This is a genomic window from Formosa haliotis, from assembly GCF_001685485.1.
Lineage (GTDB): Bacteria > Bacteroidota > Bacteroidia > Flavobacteriales > Flavobacteriaceae > Formosa > Formosa haliotis.
This window is the reverse complement of record NZ_BDEL01000001.1, coordinates 2,552,664-2,569,399: the sequence shown is the minus strand read 5'-3', so window position 1 is coordinate 2,569,399 and position 16,736 is coordinate 2,552,664. Positions and strand designations below refer to the sequence as shown.

Below are 16,736 nucleotides of genomic sequence, written 5' to 3'. Positions count from 1 at the left end.
ATAAATTTATTACTATGGTATTAGCTGGAATCGGTGCTGGATTAGCTGCAATTGGTGCAGGATTAGGTATTGGAAAAATTGGTGGATCTGCAATGGAAGCAATTGCTCGTCAACCAGAAGCTGCTTCAAAAATTCAAACTGCAATGATTATTGCTGCTGCACTTATTGAAGGTGTTGCACTTTTCGCGGTTGTAGTTGCGTTAATCGCAAAATAATTTTTGAAAAAGAAAAACTAAGCATCCTGTAACGGTTGGTTGCAGGATGTTTTTAAAACAAAAATCAACTTTATTTAACAATATATAATATGAATTTAATAGCACCGGAAAGTTTAGTTTTTTGGACAACGGCAATTTTTATTGTATTCTTCATCTTATTAAAGAAATTCGCTTGGAAACCTATCTTAGGAGCCGTAAAAGGGAGAGAAGATTCTATTAACAAGGCTTTATTGTCTGCTGAACAAGCACGTTTAGAAATTCAAAATTTAAAAGCAGATAACGAACGTATCTTACAAGAAGCTCGTGCAGAACGCGAAGAAATGCTTAAAGATGCTAGAGATATTAAAAATAAAATTATTTCTGACGCTAAAGAGGAAGCACAAACTCAAGCTCATAATATGATTGAGGCTGCTAAGAGTGCTATTGAAAGCGAAAAGAAAGCTGCTATGGTAGGACTTAAAAACCATGTTGCAGAATTATCTTTAGAGATTGCAGAAAAAGTAGTACGTGGCGAATTAGCCGACAAAAATAAACAACTAGAATTAGTTGATTCTTTATTAGGTAAAGCGACTTTAAACTAAGAATAAATGGCAGGAGCAAGAGCAGCAATACGTTACGCTAAAGCAGCTATTAGTTTAGCAAAAAGTTCGAATACGGCCGAAGCTGTAAATACAGACATGTCTTTAATTGCAAATACAATTGCAGAAAATAAAGATTTAAGTGAAATGCTTCAAAGTCCTGTATTAAAATCTGCTGTTAAGAAATCGGCATTGTTAGAGGTTTTTAATAACATCAATCCGCTAACCGTTAATGTAATCGATACGTTAATAACAAATAAAAGACTGTCTATTCTTGAAGACGTAGCCGTAAAATTTAACCAATTATACGAAGAGTTAACAGGTACAGATGTAGCCACAGTTACTACAGTAGTACCGTTAACAGGCGATTTAGAGGCTAAGGTTTTAGCTAAACTAAAAGAGTTAACAGGAAAAACAGTTGAAATAAAAAATGTAATAGATGCTAGCCTAATAGGTGGGTTTATATTACGCGTTGGCGATTTGCAGTATGATGCAAGTGTAGCAAACAAACTGAATAAAATAAAACAAGAATTTTCATTAAATTAATTTTATAAATTTTTTAATCGGATAATTTCGGTTAAAGCTTATATCTAAATAAAATGGCAGAAGTAAAACCAGCTGAAGTAACAGCAATCTTAAAGCAACAACTACAAGGTTTTGAAGCAGGAGCAACTCTAAATGAAGTAGGAACAGTATTAACTGTAGGAGATGGTATTGCACGTGTTTACGGATTAGCTAATGCACAATATGGTGAATTAGTAGATTTCGGAAACGGTCTTGAAGGGATTGTATTAAACCTGGAAGAAGACAACGTAGGTGTAGTATTATTAGGACCTTCTCAAAATGTAAAGGAAGGAACAACTGTAAAACGTACCGAGCGTATTGCATCTATTAATGTAGGTGAAGAAGTAGTTGGTCGTGTTGTTGATACATTAGGTAACCCAATAGACGGTAAAGGTCCAATTGGTGGTAAACTTTATCAAATGCCTTTAGAGCGTAAAGCTCCTGGAGTTATTTTCCGTGAGCCTGTAACAGAACCATTACAAACGGGAATTAAGTCTATCGATGCCATGATTCCTGTAGGACGTGGACAACGTGAACTTGTTATTGGTGACCGTCAAACGGGTAAAACAACAGTTTGTATCGATACCATTTTAAATCAAAAAGAATTTTACGATGCAGGTGAGCCTGTATTCTGTATATATGTAGCTATCGGACAAAAAGCGTCTACGGTAGCAAACATTGCAAAAACATTAGAAGAAAAGGGAGCTTTAGCGTATACAGTAATTGTAGCCGCTAATGCATCAGACCCTGCTCCAATGCAAGTATATGCACCTTTCGCAGGAGCTGCAATTGGAGAGTATTTTAGAGATACTGGTAGACCAGCATTAATTGTTTTCGATGATTTATCTAAACAAGCCGTAGCTTACCGTGAGGTATCTTTATTATTACGTCGTCCACCAGGACGTGAGGCGTATCCAGGAGACGTTTTCTACCTTCACTCTCGTTTATTAGAGCGTGCTGCAAAAGTTATTAATAATGACGAGATTGCAAAGGGAATGAATGATTTACCAGATGTATTAAAGCCTGTTGTAAAAGGTGGTGGTTCTTTAACAGCCTTACCTATTATTGAAACACAAGCTGGAGACGTTTCTGCATATATTCCAACAAACGTAATTTCTATTACAGACGGACAGATTTTCTTAGATGGAGATTTATTTAACTCTGGTGTACGTCCAGCAATTAACGTAGGTATTTCGGTATCTCGTGTTGGGGGTAATGCACAGATTAAATCTATGAAAAAAGTATCTGGTACATTAAAATTAGATCAAGCACAATTCCGTGAATTAGAAGCATTCGCGAAGTTTGGATCTGATTTGGATGCGGTAACTTTAAATGTAATTAATAAAGGTAAACGTAACGTAGAGATCTTGAAACAAGCGCAAAACGATCCGTATACTGTAGAAGATCAAATTGCAATTATTTACGCAGGATCTAAAAACTTATTAAAAGACGTTCCTGTAGAAAAAGTGAAAGAATTTGAAAGCGATTTCTTAGAATTCTTAAGAACAAAGCATGCAGATGCTTTAAGTACTTTAAAATCAGGAAAATTAACTGATGAAGTTACAGATGTATTAACACATGTAGCAAAAGAATTATCAGCTAAATATAAAGCATAATTAGATTTTAGTATTGAGTAGTGAGTTGCTAGTTTAACTCACTACTGAATACTCAATACTTTATTCTAACACTAAAATGGCAAATTTAAAAGAAATACGTAACAGAATAGTTTCAGTGTCTTCAACGATGCAGATTACCAGTGCCATGAAAATGGTATCGGCTGCAAAGTTAAAAAAGGCTCAAGATGCTATTACTGAAATGCGTCCCTATTCAGATAAACTTACAGAACTTTTACAAAATTTAAGTGCAACTATAGATTCTGATATTACTAACAAGTTTTCAGAACAACGCGAAGTAAATAAAGTACTAATCGTGGTAGTTACATCTAACAGAGGTTTATGTGGTGCATTCAATTCTAATATCATTAAAGAGGTAAATAATTTAACTGCAAACAAGTATGCAGGGAAAGAAGTACATTATTTAGCTATTGGTAAAAAGGATACGACGCCTATAAGAAAACCAGTAAAGTTGAAGAAAATAGAAGTGATGTTTACGACGAATTGACTTTTAAAAATGTTGCCGAAATTGCAGAAGGTTTAATGCAAAGATTTATCGATGGTGAATTCGATAAGATCGATGTGGTTTACAACCAATTTAAAAACGCGGCTACACAAATTGTAACTGTCGAGCAGTTTTTACCAATTGAACCTATTGAAGTAGAGGAAGATGTTAATGTAGATTATATTTTTGAGCCATCAAAATTAGAAATCATAGAACAATTAATTCCGAAGTCTTTAAAAAATCAATTGTTTAAAGGTGTTAGAGATTCATTTGCCAGCGAACACGGTGCGCGTATGACAGCGATGCACAAGGCAACAGATAACGCAACAGAACTTAGAGATCAGTTAAAATTAACTTATAATAAAGCACGTCAGGCTGCAATTACTAACGAGATTTTAGAAATTGTAGGTGGTGCAGAGGCTTTAAATAATTAGAACCTTAGCTTAACAGATTAAAAATAATAGATAGATATACGTATCTAGACATTAATGTCATTTACCGAAAAGCCCTCCAAACTCTGGAGGGCTTTTTTCTTTTTCACGAAACACGCCACCCGTTAATTCTATTGTTGTTCCTATATTCTATAAAAAATAAGCTAAACGTTTACATCTTTCTTTTTTGTGTGTAAAAGTGTGTAGTTGTATAGTGTATAATTAGTATACACACTTTAGGTAAGTGTGTAAAAAGTATACGCTTTTTTATAGCCAATTCGGGTAAAACAGCTGTAAACACCGGGTTTGTTCTCTTGGCACGTCTCTTGCGTAAGTATAGAAGCAGACCGATTAGTAGTCGGTGCTAAGAAAAGAGAAACTTAATTTAGGAGTATACAATATGAAAACGTCAACACTTAATTCAACTAATATTAAAACTTCAATTCAGTCACGAAGTACGACCGATAATAGTTTTAATCAGTCAACTTTTCTGACTAAAGAAAAAACTAAAAATAATACCAATCCATGGAGTAAAATTGTACTAGTAAGTACCTTTATTTTAATGCTAGGTGCGGCTTATTTGGTATATGTATTACAACCAGAATTTGCAGCATTTAACTTTGAGCGTTTAAATACAACATTAGGCTTTGCATTTTTTGTGTTAGCAGCAACTTTATTTGCGTTTAGTACAGGGATGTTCGCTTATACCTTATATTTATATTTACTTTACAAGCCAATAGAATCTGTAAGCGATGAGTTATTACCAACAACTACAGTAATTGTTCCAGCTTATAACGAAGGTAAACAAGTTTACGACACGTTAATGAGTTTAGCTAAAAGTGATTATCCAGAAGAAAAAATTCAATTACTTGCCATTGATGATGGTAGTAAAGATGATACTTGGAGTTGGATGCAAGAAGCCAAAAATGATTTAGGTGAACGTGTTACTATTTTTAAGCAACCAAAAAACATGGGTAAACGTCACGCGTTATACCGTGGATTTAACATCGGGACAGGAGATATTTTTGTTACTGTGGATAGTGATTCTATTGTAGACGAGGATACATTAAGAAACCTTGTTAGTCCGTTTGTTGTAAATAAACAAGTAGGCGCTGTTGCCGGAAACATTCGTGTGTTAAACAAAGCAAAAGCTATACTTCCTAAAATGTTAGATGTAAGTTTTGTTTTAAGTTTCGAGTTTATGCGTTCTGCAGAAAGTAGTTTAGAGTCTGTACTTTGTACTCCTGGAGCATTAGCAGCATATAGTAAAGAAGCCGTTTTTAAATGTCTTCCAGAATGGATTAATCAAAAGTTCATGGGTAAACCATCAGATATTGGTGAAGATCGTGCCTTAACAAATATGATTTTAAAGCAAGGTAAGCACGTTGTTTTTCAAAGAAATGCTACAGCTTATACAAATGTTCCTGAAGATTATAAAGGATTATACAAAATGTTTATTAGATGGAGTAGAAGTAACGTTCGTGAGAATATCGAAATGTCTAAATATGTCTTTACAGATTTTAGAGAAGGATCTAAAATAGGATCAAGATTATTATTCTTAAGTCAGTCACTTAAAATTGTAATGAGCTATCCATTAATATTATTCATGATGTATTTCGTTATTGTTCATCCAATATTATTTGTGAGTTCTACATTATTAAGCATCTTAATATTTTCAAGTTTCCCAGTTTTATTTTACGCGAATCGATATAAATCATCAGAATCTATTTGGGCATATACCTACAGTATCTTATATACATTTGGTTTGTTCTGGATAACTCCATATGCCATTGCAACAGCAGGTAAAAGCGGGTGGTTAACAAGAGAATTAGCAGTAGATAAATAGCATATAGTTTTCATTAAGTAAATTCAATTAATAGCTAGTATTGAATTGTACTATAACCTCTTAGAGCGTTTGTTCTAAGAGGTTTTTTAGTTTTGTATAGTATTGGTTCATATTTTAAAAAAAGTTACTTAAACCTTTAAGTAACTTTTTATGTATTACTCTTCTTTTTAGGTGCATTATCGTAAAGGCTTAATAGTGTTGAAGTTTCCAACATTTTATAAGAAAATGTATTCCTTTGTTAGTGGTTTTAGTTCGTGGCTTCTGTAAACTCATTTTTGAATAATGTTTAGTATTTAGGTTAAAAATTCCTAATTTCACAATCAAACAAAACTGTAGGTTAAGTATTAATAAATTAGTAGAAGATTTTTAATAGCCTTTAAATGTAAATTAGCCTTGGTTTGTTTAGTAAAGAATAGCTTACGTAATTTAAATATACTTCAATAGAAATGTATCATTTAGGAATTGATTTAGGAAGTTCTTCGGTTAAAGTCGCTTTGGTTGATGCCGAGACAGGTAAAAAAATAATATCACTTCACGAACCTCCAAACGAAATGGAAATAATTGCACTACATCCCGATTGGGCAGAGCAAGATCCAAACGCATGGTGGACCCACCTTTGCATTGCAATAAAACGGGTTACGGTGGAAGCTGAAATTAATCCAACAGATATTTCAAGTATTGGAATTTCTTATCAGATGCATGGTCTCGTTATTGTGGATAAAGATGGAAATGCCTTGCGAAATTCTATTATTTGGTGCGACAGCCGCGCTGTAGAAATTGGTAGACAAGCATTACAAGATTTAGGAAAAGAGGCCTGTGGTACTTATATGTTAAATGCACCAGGGAATTTTACAGCTTCAAAATTAAAATGGGTGATCGATAATGAACCAGAAATTTATAAAAACACCTATAAATTTATGTTGCCAGGCGATTTTATAGCGTATAAGTTGACAGGGAAAATGGCGACCACCAAAAACGGTCTTTCCGAAGGAATTTTATGGGATTATAAAAATGATACTGTTGCTAATAATTTATTAGAGTATTATGGTATCGATAAAAATTTGGTGCCCGAAATTGTTGAAAATTTCACAAATCAAGGCGTAGTACATGAACAAGCGTCTAAAGAAACGGGTCTTCCGGTAGGGGCGCAGGTAACTTATCGTTCTGGCGATCAGCCAAACAATGCCTTGTCACTTAATATTTTTAACCCAGGAGAAGTAGCTGCAACTGGTGGTACCTCTGGGGTGGTTTATGCGGTTTCAAAGAATTTACAGCCACAAGAAATTTCAAAAGTAAATCATTTTGCCCATGTTAATTATACCGAAAAACAACCCGTTATAGGAACCCTTTTAAATATTAATGGCGCTGGAATTCAATATCGATGGTTACGTAATAATTGTGGAAATGAGTCTTATGATAAAATGAACGCTAAAGCCTCTAAGATTGAAGTAGGTAGTAATGGTGTTGTAATTATTCCTTTCGGAAATGGTGCCGAGCGTATGTTAGAAAATAAGAACGTTGGAACCCATATTTTAAATCTCAATTTAAACACACATAACAATGCTCATTTATATAGAGCAGGTTTAGAAGGAATCGCCTTTTCTTTTGTATATGGGATGGATATTTTGAAAAAAGATATTGGAGACATTAAGGTGATACGAGCTGGAAACGATAATTTATTTCGATCAGAAATTTTTGCAACTACCGTGGCAACATTAATCGATCATGACATAGAAATTTACAATACTACTGGAGCAGTTGGAGCGGCTAGAGCTGCAGGTTTAACCGATGGTGATTTTGAAAAATTTGGCGCGAATATTACCAATAACGATCATGTAATGACCTACAAACCATTAGATGATAAATCGGCATATAAAGCGGCTTACAACGCTTGGAAAAACGAATTAGAAATGATATTAAAACACAAATAAATTATGGCAACATTAGGAAATAAAGAGTATTACAAAGGGATAGGAGATATTAAATTTGAAGGTAAAGAATCAGATAATCCCTTAGCTTTTAAATATTACAATCCAGACCAAGTTGTAGCAGGAAAAACCATGCGAGAGCATTTTAAATTTGCCATTTCGTATTGGCATACATTCTGCGGAATAGGTGGAGACCCATTTGGTCCAGGAACTTTAAATTTTCCTTGGGATGAACCCTCAGATGCTATAGAGGCCGCAAAACAAAAAGCCGACGCTGCATTCGAATTCATTACCAAAATGGGCTTCGATTACTACTGTTTTCACGATATAGATTTAGTGAGAGAAGGATCTTCGTTTGGTGAATTGGAAAGCCGATTAGCTACGATAACAGATTATTTAAAAGAAAAACAAGCGGCTTCTGGAGTCAAATTGCTTTGGGGTACTGCCAACTGTTTCTCGAATCCACGTTATATGAATGGGGCATCAACCAACCCAGATTTTAATGTTTTAGCAAGAGCCGGCGGACAAATAAAATTAGCTTTAGATGCTACCATCGCCTTAAATGGTGAAAACTATGTGTTTTGGGGAGGTCGTGAAGGTTATATGTCCTTACTTAATACCGATATGGGCCGTGAATTAGACCATATGGGACAATTTCTAGGCATGGCTAGAGATTATGCTAGAGCACAAGGGTTTAAAGGAAATTTCTTTATCGAGCCTAAGCCTATGGAGCCTATGAAACATCAATATGATTTTGATTCGGCTACAGCTATTGGTTTCTTAAAAGAATACGGATTAGATAAAGATTTTAAAATAAATATTGAAGTGAATCATGCTACTTTAGCACAGCATACGTTTCAGCATGAAATTGCAGTTGCAGCAAAAGCGGGTATGCTAGGAAGTTTAGATGCAAACCGAGGCGATTACCAAAACGGATGGGATACAGATCAATTCCCAAATAACATTCAAGAGACGACAGAAGCCATGTTGGTGTTCCTAAAAGCTGGTGGTTTACAAGGTGGCGGTGTGAATTTTGATGCTAAAATTAGAAGAAATTCTACCGATTTGGAGGATGTTTTCCATGCACATATAGGTGGTGCAGATACATTTGCTAGAGCCTTGATAACAGCCGATAAAATTATCTCATCTTCTGCTTACGATAAATTAAGAACAGAACGTTATAGTAGTTTCGATTCTGGAAAAGGGAAAGACTTTGAAGCAGGAAAGTTAAATCTTCAAGATCTGTACAAAATAGCTCAAGAAAATGGCGAGTTAAAATTACAAAGTGGTAAACAAGAATTGTTCGAAAATATAATTAACCAATATATTTAGAATTAACTACATTTTAAGTATCGGTTTGTAGACATAATTGTTTTCAAATCGGTACTTTTAATGCATATCAGTAAACGTATGTCTTGCCTTTAATGACTACGAGGTAAACCAAGGTTAGAAAACTTTAAACCAATTTTCTAGCGTTCTTGGTTTAACAAGAGTTCAATAAATACGTTTATTTTATATATCAATTCAATTTTCAAATAACTAAACTAACTTAAATGGAAACAGTAAACTCAAAATATCTTATTAAACTAACTCTTGTAGCTACCTTAGGGGGGCTTTTGTTTGGGTACGACACTGGTGTAATATCTGGAACTGTAGGTTCTTTAGAGAGTTTCTTTGTCACCCCAAAAGGGTTGAGTGAAACTGCGGCAAGTGCTTTTAAAGGCTTTCTTGTTTCTAGTGCTTTAATTGGTTGTGTTATTGGTGGTGTTTTTGGAGGGCTAATAAGCAAAAAACTAGGTAGAAAAAAAGGACTAATTCTAGCGGCGGTACTATTCTTAATTTCTGCTTTAGGTTCTGCGATGCCAGAAATGTTTATAAAGCCTATTGGAGAATTGGATCATACGTTTTCAACAATATTTATCTTTTACAGAATTCTGGGTGGAATAGGTGTCGGTTTAGCTTCCATGTTATCGCCATTATATATTGCCGAAATTGCACCGGCTAAAAGTAGAGGTAAATTGGTTTCTCTAAATCAATTAGCTATTGTAGGAGGTTTTATGGTGGTATATTTTGTAAATTATTTTATTTCGAGAAGTGGTGGGTCTGATGCTTGGCTAAATGAAGTAGGTTGGCGTTGGATGTTTGCTTCTGAAGTTATTCCTGCTGGCCTATTTTTAGGATTATTGTTTTTTGTGCCAGATACACCACGTTCTTTAATGTTGAAGAATAAACCAAAAGAGGCTTTAGAAGTGCTTACAAAAGTTAATGGTGAAGCAGAGGCACGTAAAATATTAGTTGAAATTGAAGGTACTATGGAGGAGTCTTCTGGAAAACTATTATCGTACGGGTGGGGAATTATTATCATAGGTATTACCTTGTCTGTATTTCAGCAATTTGTAGGTATTAATGTGGTATTATATTATGCTCCAGAGATCTTTAAATCGATAGATCCGAATACCGATGGTGCCCTTTTACTAACTATTATTGTAGGTATAGTAAACTTCTTATTTACTATAATTGCGGTGAAAACAGTAGATAAATACGGTAGAAAACCACTTATGATGATCGGAGCCTTAGGTATGGCTATTGCTATGTTAGCGCTTGGTTTTGTGTTTTTCTCTGGAGCTACAGGGTATTTGGCTTTAGGATGTATGATGCTTTATGTGGCTAGTTTTGCCATGAGTTGGGGGCCGGTTGTTTGGGTATTGCTTTCAGAGATTTTTCCAAATAAAATTAGAGGGAAAGCTATGGCTGTAGCAGTTGCTGCTCAATGGATTTCGAATTATTTGGTGTCGCTAACTTTTCCTATGATGGATGATAATTCTTACCTAACGGAGCAATTTAATCATGGTTTTGCCTACTGGGTGTATGGTATTATGTCCATTTTGGCCATGTTATTTGTGTGGAAGTATGTTCCGGAAACAAAAGGAAAAACCCTTGAGGAGATGAATGATTTATGGACAAAAAAATAAAACACAATAACCCTTATTCTTGTTTTAAGGTAAGGGTTTTGTACTTCCGCGTTCAATAAGTGTGGTTTTAATGGTTTTGGTTATGAAATCTTGTTCTGTAGTTTTCTGATTTTCTATTCTAGAAAAAAGAATTTCGGCTGCAGTTTTTCCCATAAATACACTATGCTGATTAATGCATGTAATACTAGGATTCGTGTATTTAAAAAAATCGCTATTTGTAAAACTAATTATAGAAATATCATCTGGTATTGTATATCCGCGTTCTTGAGCAATAACCATAGATTCTACCGCAGAGAATTCCTCTAAACCAATTATGGCATCCACGTCTTGATAATCTAACATCGTTTTTATCTCGGTTTCAAAATCGTAACTTTTCTTTATTAAGTTAATAAGTTTCGGGTTTACGGGAATGTTATAATCTTGTAATGCTTTTAAATAGCCATCAACACGTAATTTAATAATCCCAAGAGTATTATCTAAAGTAGAGACGACAGAAATATGTTTGCATCCTGTTTTTATTAAATGCTCTGTGGCTTTGTAAGCACAATTAAAATCGTCTACAATAACCTTATCTGTTGTAATGGTATCTGAAATACGATCGAACATTACCACAGGTCCCGCATTATTAATAAAATCTTCAATATGTTTAAAATACTGTTTGGTCTCGGTTTCTTCACTTAGAGAAATTAATAAACCATCAATTAAACCATTCTCAAGCATATGTATCGAAGCCATTTCTTTTTCTAAATTTCCGTGCGAAACAATAGCTAAAACATTGTATCCTTTTTCATTTGCTACTTGTTCTATACCGCTAAAAGTTTTTACGAAAAACCGATTTAAAATAGAAGGCATAATAACTCCTATGGTTTTAGTTTTTTTATGAAGTAAACTTAGAGCAATACTATTTGGTCTGTAATTATGAGCTTTAGCGTAATCTTGAATTTTTGTTTTTGTTGCAGGACTAATCTCGTGACTATCTTTTAGTGCTTTTGAAACGGTTGCAATAGACACATTAAATACCTTAGCTATCTGTTTTAATGTCGTACGAGGCTTCATGCTTAAAAGAGTAAGTGATGTTATTAATGTTGGAAAAAGCTATATAAATGTAATCTATTTTTTAAAATTAGACCTCATTATCGATTCTTTTGAAATATTCCAGATTATTAAGGAAGTCTTTTGATTTGGCATATTTCAAACTTAATCGAAATTGATTGTATTATTTAGGATAAGTAATAATGCGTATTTTTTGAATATAATTTTAATTTATGATAAAAAAAATGCTTAAAATTAGTATTGTCGATATTATTTGTTGGTCGAATAAAAAAAATGAGAAATAAAAACATATAATTGAATAATATTTGCAATTTTTGCAACATGTAAATGGTATTTCTTTAAGTAGACAACCTTTTTATTTACAAGCTTTTTAAATGAAGTCTATTTTGGTTTAATTATTTGTTGACCAAAAAGTTGTAGTTGTAATTAGATTTGTATTAAATTTACGGCGCTAAAATCAATTAGATTAGTAAAACTAAGAAATATTGAGTAAACCATTTTATGGTTAATGTTTTTAACCATTATATAAACCAATGCGAAAAATAACCAAATTAATTGTAGTCTTTATACTTGTATCTTCAAGTGCAGTTTGTTTTGCTCAAGTTGGAAAGGATAATGGACCTCCAGTACCTAGTACTGTTGAAGGGACTCCTCCACCAGGCCTGCCTATTGATGGAGGGTTAACCTTTTTAATTGCTGCTGGTGCCTATTACGGTATTAAAAAATCGATTAGAAAATAGGTTTTATTTTATATCGAATTCCATTAAACGTTTAACGTATTTCCCTAATACATCAAATTCTAAATTTACGGCATCACCAATTTTAAAGTATTTAAAGTTTGTGTGTTCGTAGGTGTAAGGTATAATGGCTACACTAAACTGACTGCGTTTAGAGTTTACCACAGTTAAACTCGTGCCGTTTACCGTTATCGAGCCCTTTTCTATAGTAATGTTGTTAAGGTCTTTATTATATTCAAATGTAAATAACCAACTCCCAGCTGTTTCTTTAATATCAATACAAGTTGCAGTTTGGTCTACATGACCTTGTACAATATGACCGTCTAAACGGTCTCCTAAAAGCATGGCACGTTCTAAATTGACTATGTCACCAAGTTGTAACGAAGCTAAATTTGTTTTATTTAAAGTTTCTTGAATCGCCGTAACCGTATAGGTATTCTCTTTTATATGAACCACTGTTAAACACACGCCGTTGTGAGCAACACTTTGATCTATTTTAAGTTCGGGTGCTAAACTGCTTTCTATGGTTACATGAAGATTATCTTGATCTGATTTAAGATTAGTAACACGACCTAAATTTTCTATTATTCCTGTAAACATATTAATTCATTTATTTGGTTAAATTTGTAATGGTAAAATTACAAACAAAATAGTTATCAAGTTTAATGAAGAAAGAAGAAAATATAATAGTTGGAATATCAATTGGAGACTTGAACGGTATTGGTGGTGAAATTGTGTTAAAGACGTTTCAAGATGCTAGAATTTTAGAATTCTGTACACCAGTGATTTTCGCCTCGGTTAAAGTGATGTCCTTTTTTAAGACGCATTTTAAAATGGATATAAACTTTAATGGGATCAATCATATTAACCAAACCATTATTGGGAAAGTTAATGTGATGAATGTTTGGAAAGAGAATGTGTCTATAAACTTCGGAAAGGAAGATTTTAAAATAGGGGAATACGCTATTAAGTCTTTAGTAGCGGCAACAGAAGCGCTAAAAGAAGGAAGTATCGATGTATTGGTTACAGCTCCTATCAATAAACATAATATACAATCTGAAACCTTTAAATTTCCAGGTCATACCGATTATTTGGCACAGCAATTAGAAGGAGAAAGTTTAATGTTTATGATTACCGATTCTTTAAAAGTGGGATTGTTAACCGACCACGTTCCTGTTAGCGAAGTTTCTAAATATATAACTCCAGAATTAATTGAGGAAAAGATACAAACAGTATATAAATCTCTTCAAAAAGATTTTCAAATTTCTAAACCAAAAATAGCTGTTTTAGGTATAAATCCGCATACGGGTGATAATGGTGTTATTGGGTCAGAAGATGACGATGTGTTAAGGCCAACGTTGCACAAAATAAAAGAGAGTGGTAAATTGGTGTTCGGACCCTATGCTGCCGATAGTTTTTTTGGGTCTAACAATTATAAAAACTTTGATGCTGTAATTGCATCCTATCACGACCAAGGTTTAATTCCGTTTAAAACGCTTTCGTTTGGAGAAGGTGTTAATTACACGGCAGGTTTAAATAAAGTACGGACTTCTCCAGATCACGGCACGGCTTTTGAAATAGCAGGTAAAGGTATCGCTAACGAAACCTCTTTTAAAGAGGCTTTATTTGCTGGTATTCAAATTTTTAAACACCGTTTGGAGTACGAAACGCTTGTAAAAAGAGTATAATATATCATAAAAAAAAGATATAAACAAAAAATGTTTATAAGTAAGCTTGCCTAAGATAAAATTTTATATATTTGCAGGCTCAAATTAGATATGAAAATGAAGTTGTTGAAAGAATTTACAATTCAATTTATTGGATTAAAATTAGGAAAGCATCAATTCGAGTATCAAATTGGACAGGAGTTCTTTAAACATTTTGGGTATGAAGATTTCAATGATGCTAACATACATGTAGATGTACTTTTAGAAAAAAAGACCACATTACTAGAGTTACATTTTGAAATTGAAGGCACTGTAAACGTCTTTTGCGATGTTACAAACGAGCCCTATGATCAGCCTATTCAAAATGAATTTGATTTGGTGGTGAATTTTGGCGATGAGTATAACGATGATGAAATTGATTTACTCGTAATTCCTCATGGGGAGTACGAAATAAATATACAACAGTATATTTATGAATTAGTTGTGTTAGCAGTTCCTACAAAACGCGTTCATCCAGGAGTTGAAGATGGAACGTTAAAATCAGAAATACTCGATAAGCTTGACGAATTAAGTCCTAAAATAAAGGAAGAAAAAAAAGACCAAGAGGAATCAGACCCTCGTTGGAATACATTAAAGAAACTATTAACGGATAATAAATAAATAGAAAATGGCACATCCTAAAAGAAAAATCTCGAAAACAAGAAGAGATAAAAGAAGAACACACTATAAAGCAACTGCGCCACAAATTGCTACGTGTCCAACAACAGGAGAAGCTCACCTATATCATAGAGCTCATTGGCACGAAGGTAAATTATACTACAGAGGTCAGGTATTAATCGACAACTCAGAAGTAGAAGAAAATTTAGCATAATTATTATGCATGCATACAAAAAAACGCTCCATTGTGAGCGTTTTTTTTGTCATATAGTTTTCTATAAGTCAAAAACAACTTAATTTGCATCTAATTAAACTAAAAATTAAGTAATTTGGCCGTAAAATTGATGTTTTAGGTCAAAATATTACAGTTTTGGTTCAATAATTAATACGTTATGAGTAAAATAACAGCGGCTATCACAGCAGTGGGAGGATATGTTCCTGACTTTGTTTTAAGTAACAAGGTTTTAGAAACTATGGTAGATACCAATGACGAGTGGATTACTACACGTACAGGTATTAAAGAACGTCGCGTTTTAAAAGAAGAAGGAAAAGGAACTTCTTTTCTTGCTATTAAAGCTGCACAAAACCTTTTAGATAAATCGGGTGTCGATCCTAAAGAAATCGATTTAATAGTAGTTGCAACTGCAACTCCAGACTTATTAGTAGCTTCTACAGCTGTTTACGTAGCTACAGAAATAGGAGCAACAAACGCATTTGCTTACGATTTGCAAGCAGCATGTTCTAGTTTTTTATACGGTATGTCTACTGCCGCAGCTTATATAGAAGCAGGCCGATATAAAAAGGTTTTAGTAATAGGGGCAGATAAAATGTCATCTATCATAGATTATACCGATAGAACTACATGTATTATTTTTGGAGATGGTGCAGGAGCTGCATTGTTCGAACCTAATGAAGAAGGTTACGGACTTCAAGATGAATACTTAAGAAGCGATGGTTCTGGTCGCGATTTCTTAAAAATTGAAGCTGGTGGATCACTATTACCTCCAAGTGAAGATACCGTAAAAAATAAACAACATTTCGTGCACCAAGATGGTAGAACTGTATTTAAGTTTGCAGTATCTAACATGGCCGATGTTGCCGAAAAAATAATGAAGCGTAATCATCTTAATCACGACGATGTGTCATGGCTTATTCCGCATCAAGCGAATATGCGTATTATAGATGCTACAGCTAAAAGAATGAATTTAGACGATTCTAAAGTACTTAAAAATATACACCGTTATGGCAATACAACATCTGCCACTTTACCGTTACTTTTAAGTGATTTCGAATCAAAATTTAAAAAAGGTGATAACCTAATATTTGCTGCCTTTGGGGGGGATTCACATGGGGATCAACTTATTTAACTTGGGCTTACAATTCCTAATTGACAACTAATAACTTATTTTAAAATCTAATTGATTATGGATTTAAAAGACATTCAAAATTTAATCAAATTCGTAGCTAAATCTGGAGCTAGCGAGGTTAAATTAGAAACAGACGATGTAAAGATTACCATTAAAACAGGTGGTGACGACAAAGGAGAAACTACAACATATGTACAACAAATTCCAGTAAGTGCTCCTGTAGCACAAGCACCTGTTGCACAACAACAACCTGTGGTTAATACTCCAGAACCGGTTGCTGCCCAGACGGTAACAGAAACCGATTCAAAATATATAACAATTAAGTCTCCTATTATTGGAACCTTATATAGAAAACCTTCTCCAGATAAACCACTATTTGTAGAGGTAGGTCAAACTATAAGCGAAGGAGATGTACTTTGTATTATAGAAGCAATGAAACTTTTTAACGAAATTGAATCAGAAGTTTCTGGTAAAATCGTTAAAATATTAGTAGATGATGCTTCACCAGTAGAATTCGATCAACCGTTATTTTTGGTAGATCCATCGTAACAAATTTTAAAATTCCAAATCAAATCCCAACACGCTTGGCATTTGGAATTTGAG

15 protein-coding genes and 2 pseudogenes are annotated in these 16,736 nt (G+C 33.8%); 15 read left to right on the top strand and 2 right to left on the bottom strand.

What is annotated here, in order from left to right; all coding sequences use genetic code 11:
- Positions 1–14 precede the first annotated feature (14 nt).
- From atpE to xylE, 9 genes and pseudogenes are all read left to right on the top strand, one after another.
- Positions 15–215, top strand: a complete 201-nt coding sequence (gene atpE, locus A9D35_RS10605) for an ATP synthase F0 subunit C (protein WP_174545274.1) — start codon at positions 15–17, stop codon at positions 213–215.
- An 89-nt stretch (positions 216–304) separates the two neighbouring features.
- Positions 305–796: a F0F1 ATP synthase subunit B gene (locus A9D35_RS10600; RefSeq protein WP_066222726.1), complete on the top strand. Its 492-nt coding sequence runs from the start codon at positions 305–307 to the stop codon at positions 794–796.
- 6 nt (positions 797–802) lie between these two features.
- Positions 803–1,339: an ATP synthase F1 subunit delta gene (gene atpH, locus A9D35_RS10595; protein WP_066222724.1), complete on the top strand. Its 537-nt coding sequence runs from the start codon at positions 803–805 to the stop codon at positions 1,337–1,339.
- A 53-nt stretch (positions 1,340–1,392) separates the two neighbouring features.
- Positions 1,393–2,973: a F0F1 ATP synthase subunit alpha gene (gene atpA, locus A9D35_RS10590; protein WP_066222721.1), complete on the top strand. Its 1,581-nt coding sequence runs from the start codon at positions 1,393–1,395 to the stop codon at positions 2,971–2,973.
- Positions 2,974–3,049: 76 nt separating this feature from the next.
- Positions 3,050–3,909 (top strand): annotated as a pseudogene (gene atpG / locus A9D35_RS10585) (ATP synthase F1 subunit gamma).
- A 397-nt stretch (positions 3,910–4,306) separates the two neighbouring features.
- Entirely contained in the window at positions 4,307–5,752 is a 1,446-nt protein-coding gene (locus A9D35_RS10580) for a glycosyltransferase family 2 protein (protein WP_066222717.1), read from the top strand.
- A 446-nt stretch (positions 5,753–6,198) separates the two neighbouring features.
- On the top strand, positions 6,199–7,683 hold the full coding sequence (locus tag A9D35_RS10575; protein WP_066222714.1) for a xylulokinase: 1,485 nt from the start codon (positions 6,199–6,201) through the stop codon (positions 7,681–7,683).
- Positions 7,684–7,686: 3 nt separating this feature from the next.
- Positions 7,687–9,012 (top strand): xylose isomerase, encoded by a 1,326-nt coding sequence (gene xylA / locus A9D35_RS10570; protein WP_066222711.1) that lies wholly within the window; start codon positions 7,687–7,689, stop codon positions 9,010–9,012.
- Between the two features lie 221 nt (positions 9,013–9,233).
- Positions 9,234–10,652, top strand: coding sequence for a D-xylose transporter XylE (gene xylE / locus A9D35_RS10565; protein ID WP_066222709.1), 1,419 nt, complete (start codon positions 9,234–9,236; stop codon positions 10,650–10,652).
- Positions 10,653–10,676: 24 nt separating this feature from the next.
- Here the strand turns inward: xylE and A9D35_RS10560 are convergent, their stop codons facing one another.
- Positions 10,677–11,708, bottom strand: a complete 1,032-nt coding sequence (locus tag A9D35_RS10560; protein ID WP_066222707.1) for a LacI family DNA-binding transcriptional regulator — start codon at positions 11,706–11,708, stop codon at positions 10,677–10,679.
- A gap of 530 nt (positions 11,709–12,238) precedes the next feature.
- Here A9D35_RS10560 and A9D35_RS10555 point away from each other — a divergent pair.
- Positions 12,239–12,445: a PID-CTERM protein-sorting domain-containing protein gene (locus tag A9D35_RS10555; protein WP_066222705.1), complete on the top strand. Its 207-nt coding sequence runs from the start codon at positions 12,239–12,241 to the stop codon at positions 12,443–12,445.
- 3 nt (positions 12,446–12,448) lie between these two features.
- Here A9D35_RS10555 and A9D35_RS10550 read toward each other — a convergent pair whose 3' ends face one another.
- The gene (locus tag A9D35_RS10550; RefSeq protein ID WP_066222702.1) at positions 12,449–13,042 is read right to left on the bottom strand and encodes a riboflavin synthase; all 594 of its coding nucleotides are present in this window, start codon (positions 13,040–13,042) and stop codon (positions 12,449–12,451) included.
- Between the two features lie 65 nt (positions 13,043–13,107).
- On the opposite strand from A9D35_RS10550, the gene pdxA reads away from it, so the two are divergent.
- The 5 genes and pseudogenes from pdxA (at position 13,108) to accB (ending at position 16,682) form a co-directional block, all read left to right on the top strand.
- Positions 13,108–14,130, top strand: coding sequence for a 4-hydroxythreonine-4-phosphate dehydrogenase PdxA (gene pdxA / locus A9D35_RS10545; RefSeq protein WP_066222699.1), 1,023 nt, complete (start codon positions 13,108–13,110; stop codon positions 14,128–14,130).
- A gap of 96 nt (positions 14,131–14,226) precedes the next feature.
- Complete coding sequence (locus A9D35_RS10540) at positions 14,227–14,769, top strand: YceD family protein (RefSeq protein WP_066222696.1); 543 nt, start codon at positions 14,227–14,229, stop codon at positions 14,767–14,769.
- A 7-nt stretch (positions 14,770–14,776) separates the two neighbouring features.
- Positions 14,777–14,980 carry a 50S ribosomal protein L32 gene (gene rpmF, locus A9D35_RS10535; RefSeq protein WP_007647175.1) on the top strand — a complete coding sequence of 68 codons (204 nt, stop codon included), beginning with the start codon at positions 14,777–14,779 and terminating at the stop codon, positions 14,978–14,980.
- 178 nt (positions 14,981–15,158) lie between these two features.
- Positions 15,159–16,153, top strand: a pseudogene (locus A9D35_RS10530) (beta-ketoacyl-ACP synthase III).
- Between the two features lie 37 nt (positions 16,154–16,190).
- The gene (accB, locus tag A9D35_RS10525; protein ID WP_066222693.1) at positions 16,191–16,682 is read left to right on the top strand and encodes an acetyl-CoA carboxylase biotin carboxyl carrier protein; all 492 of its coding nucleotides are present in this window, start codon (positions 16,191–16,193) and stop codon (positions 16,680–16,682) included.
- Positions 16,683–16,736 lie beyond the last annotated feature (54 nt).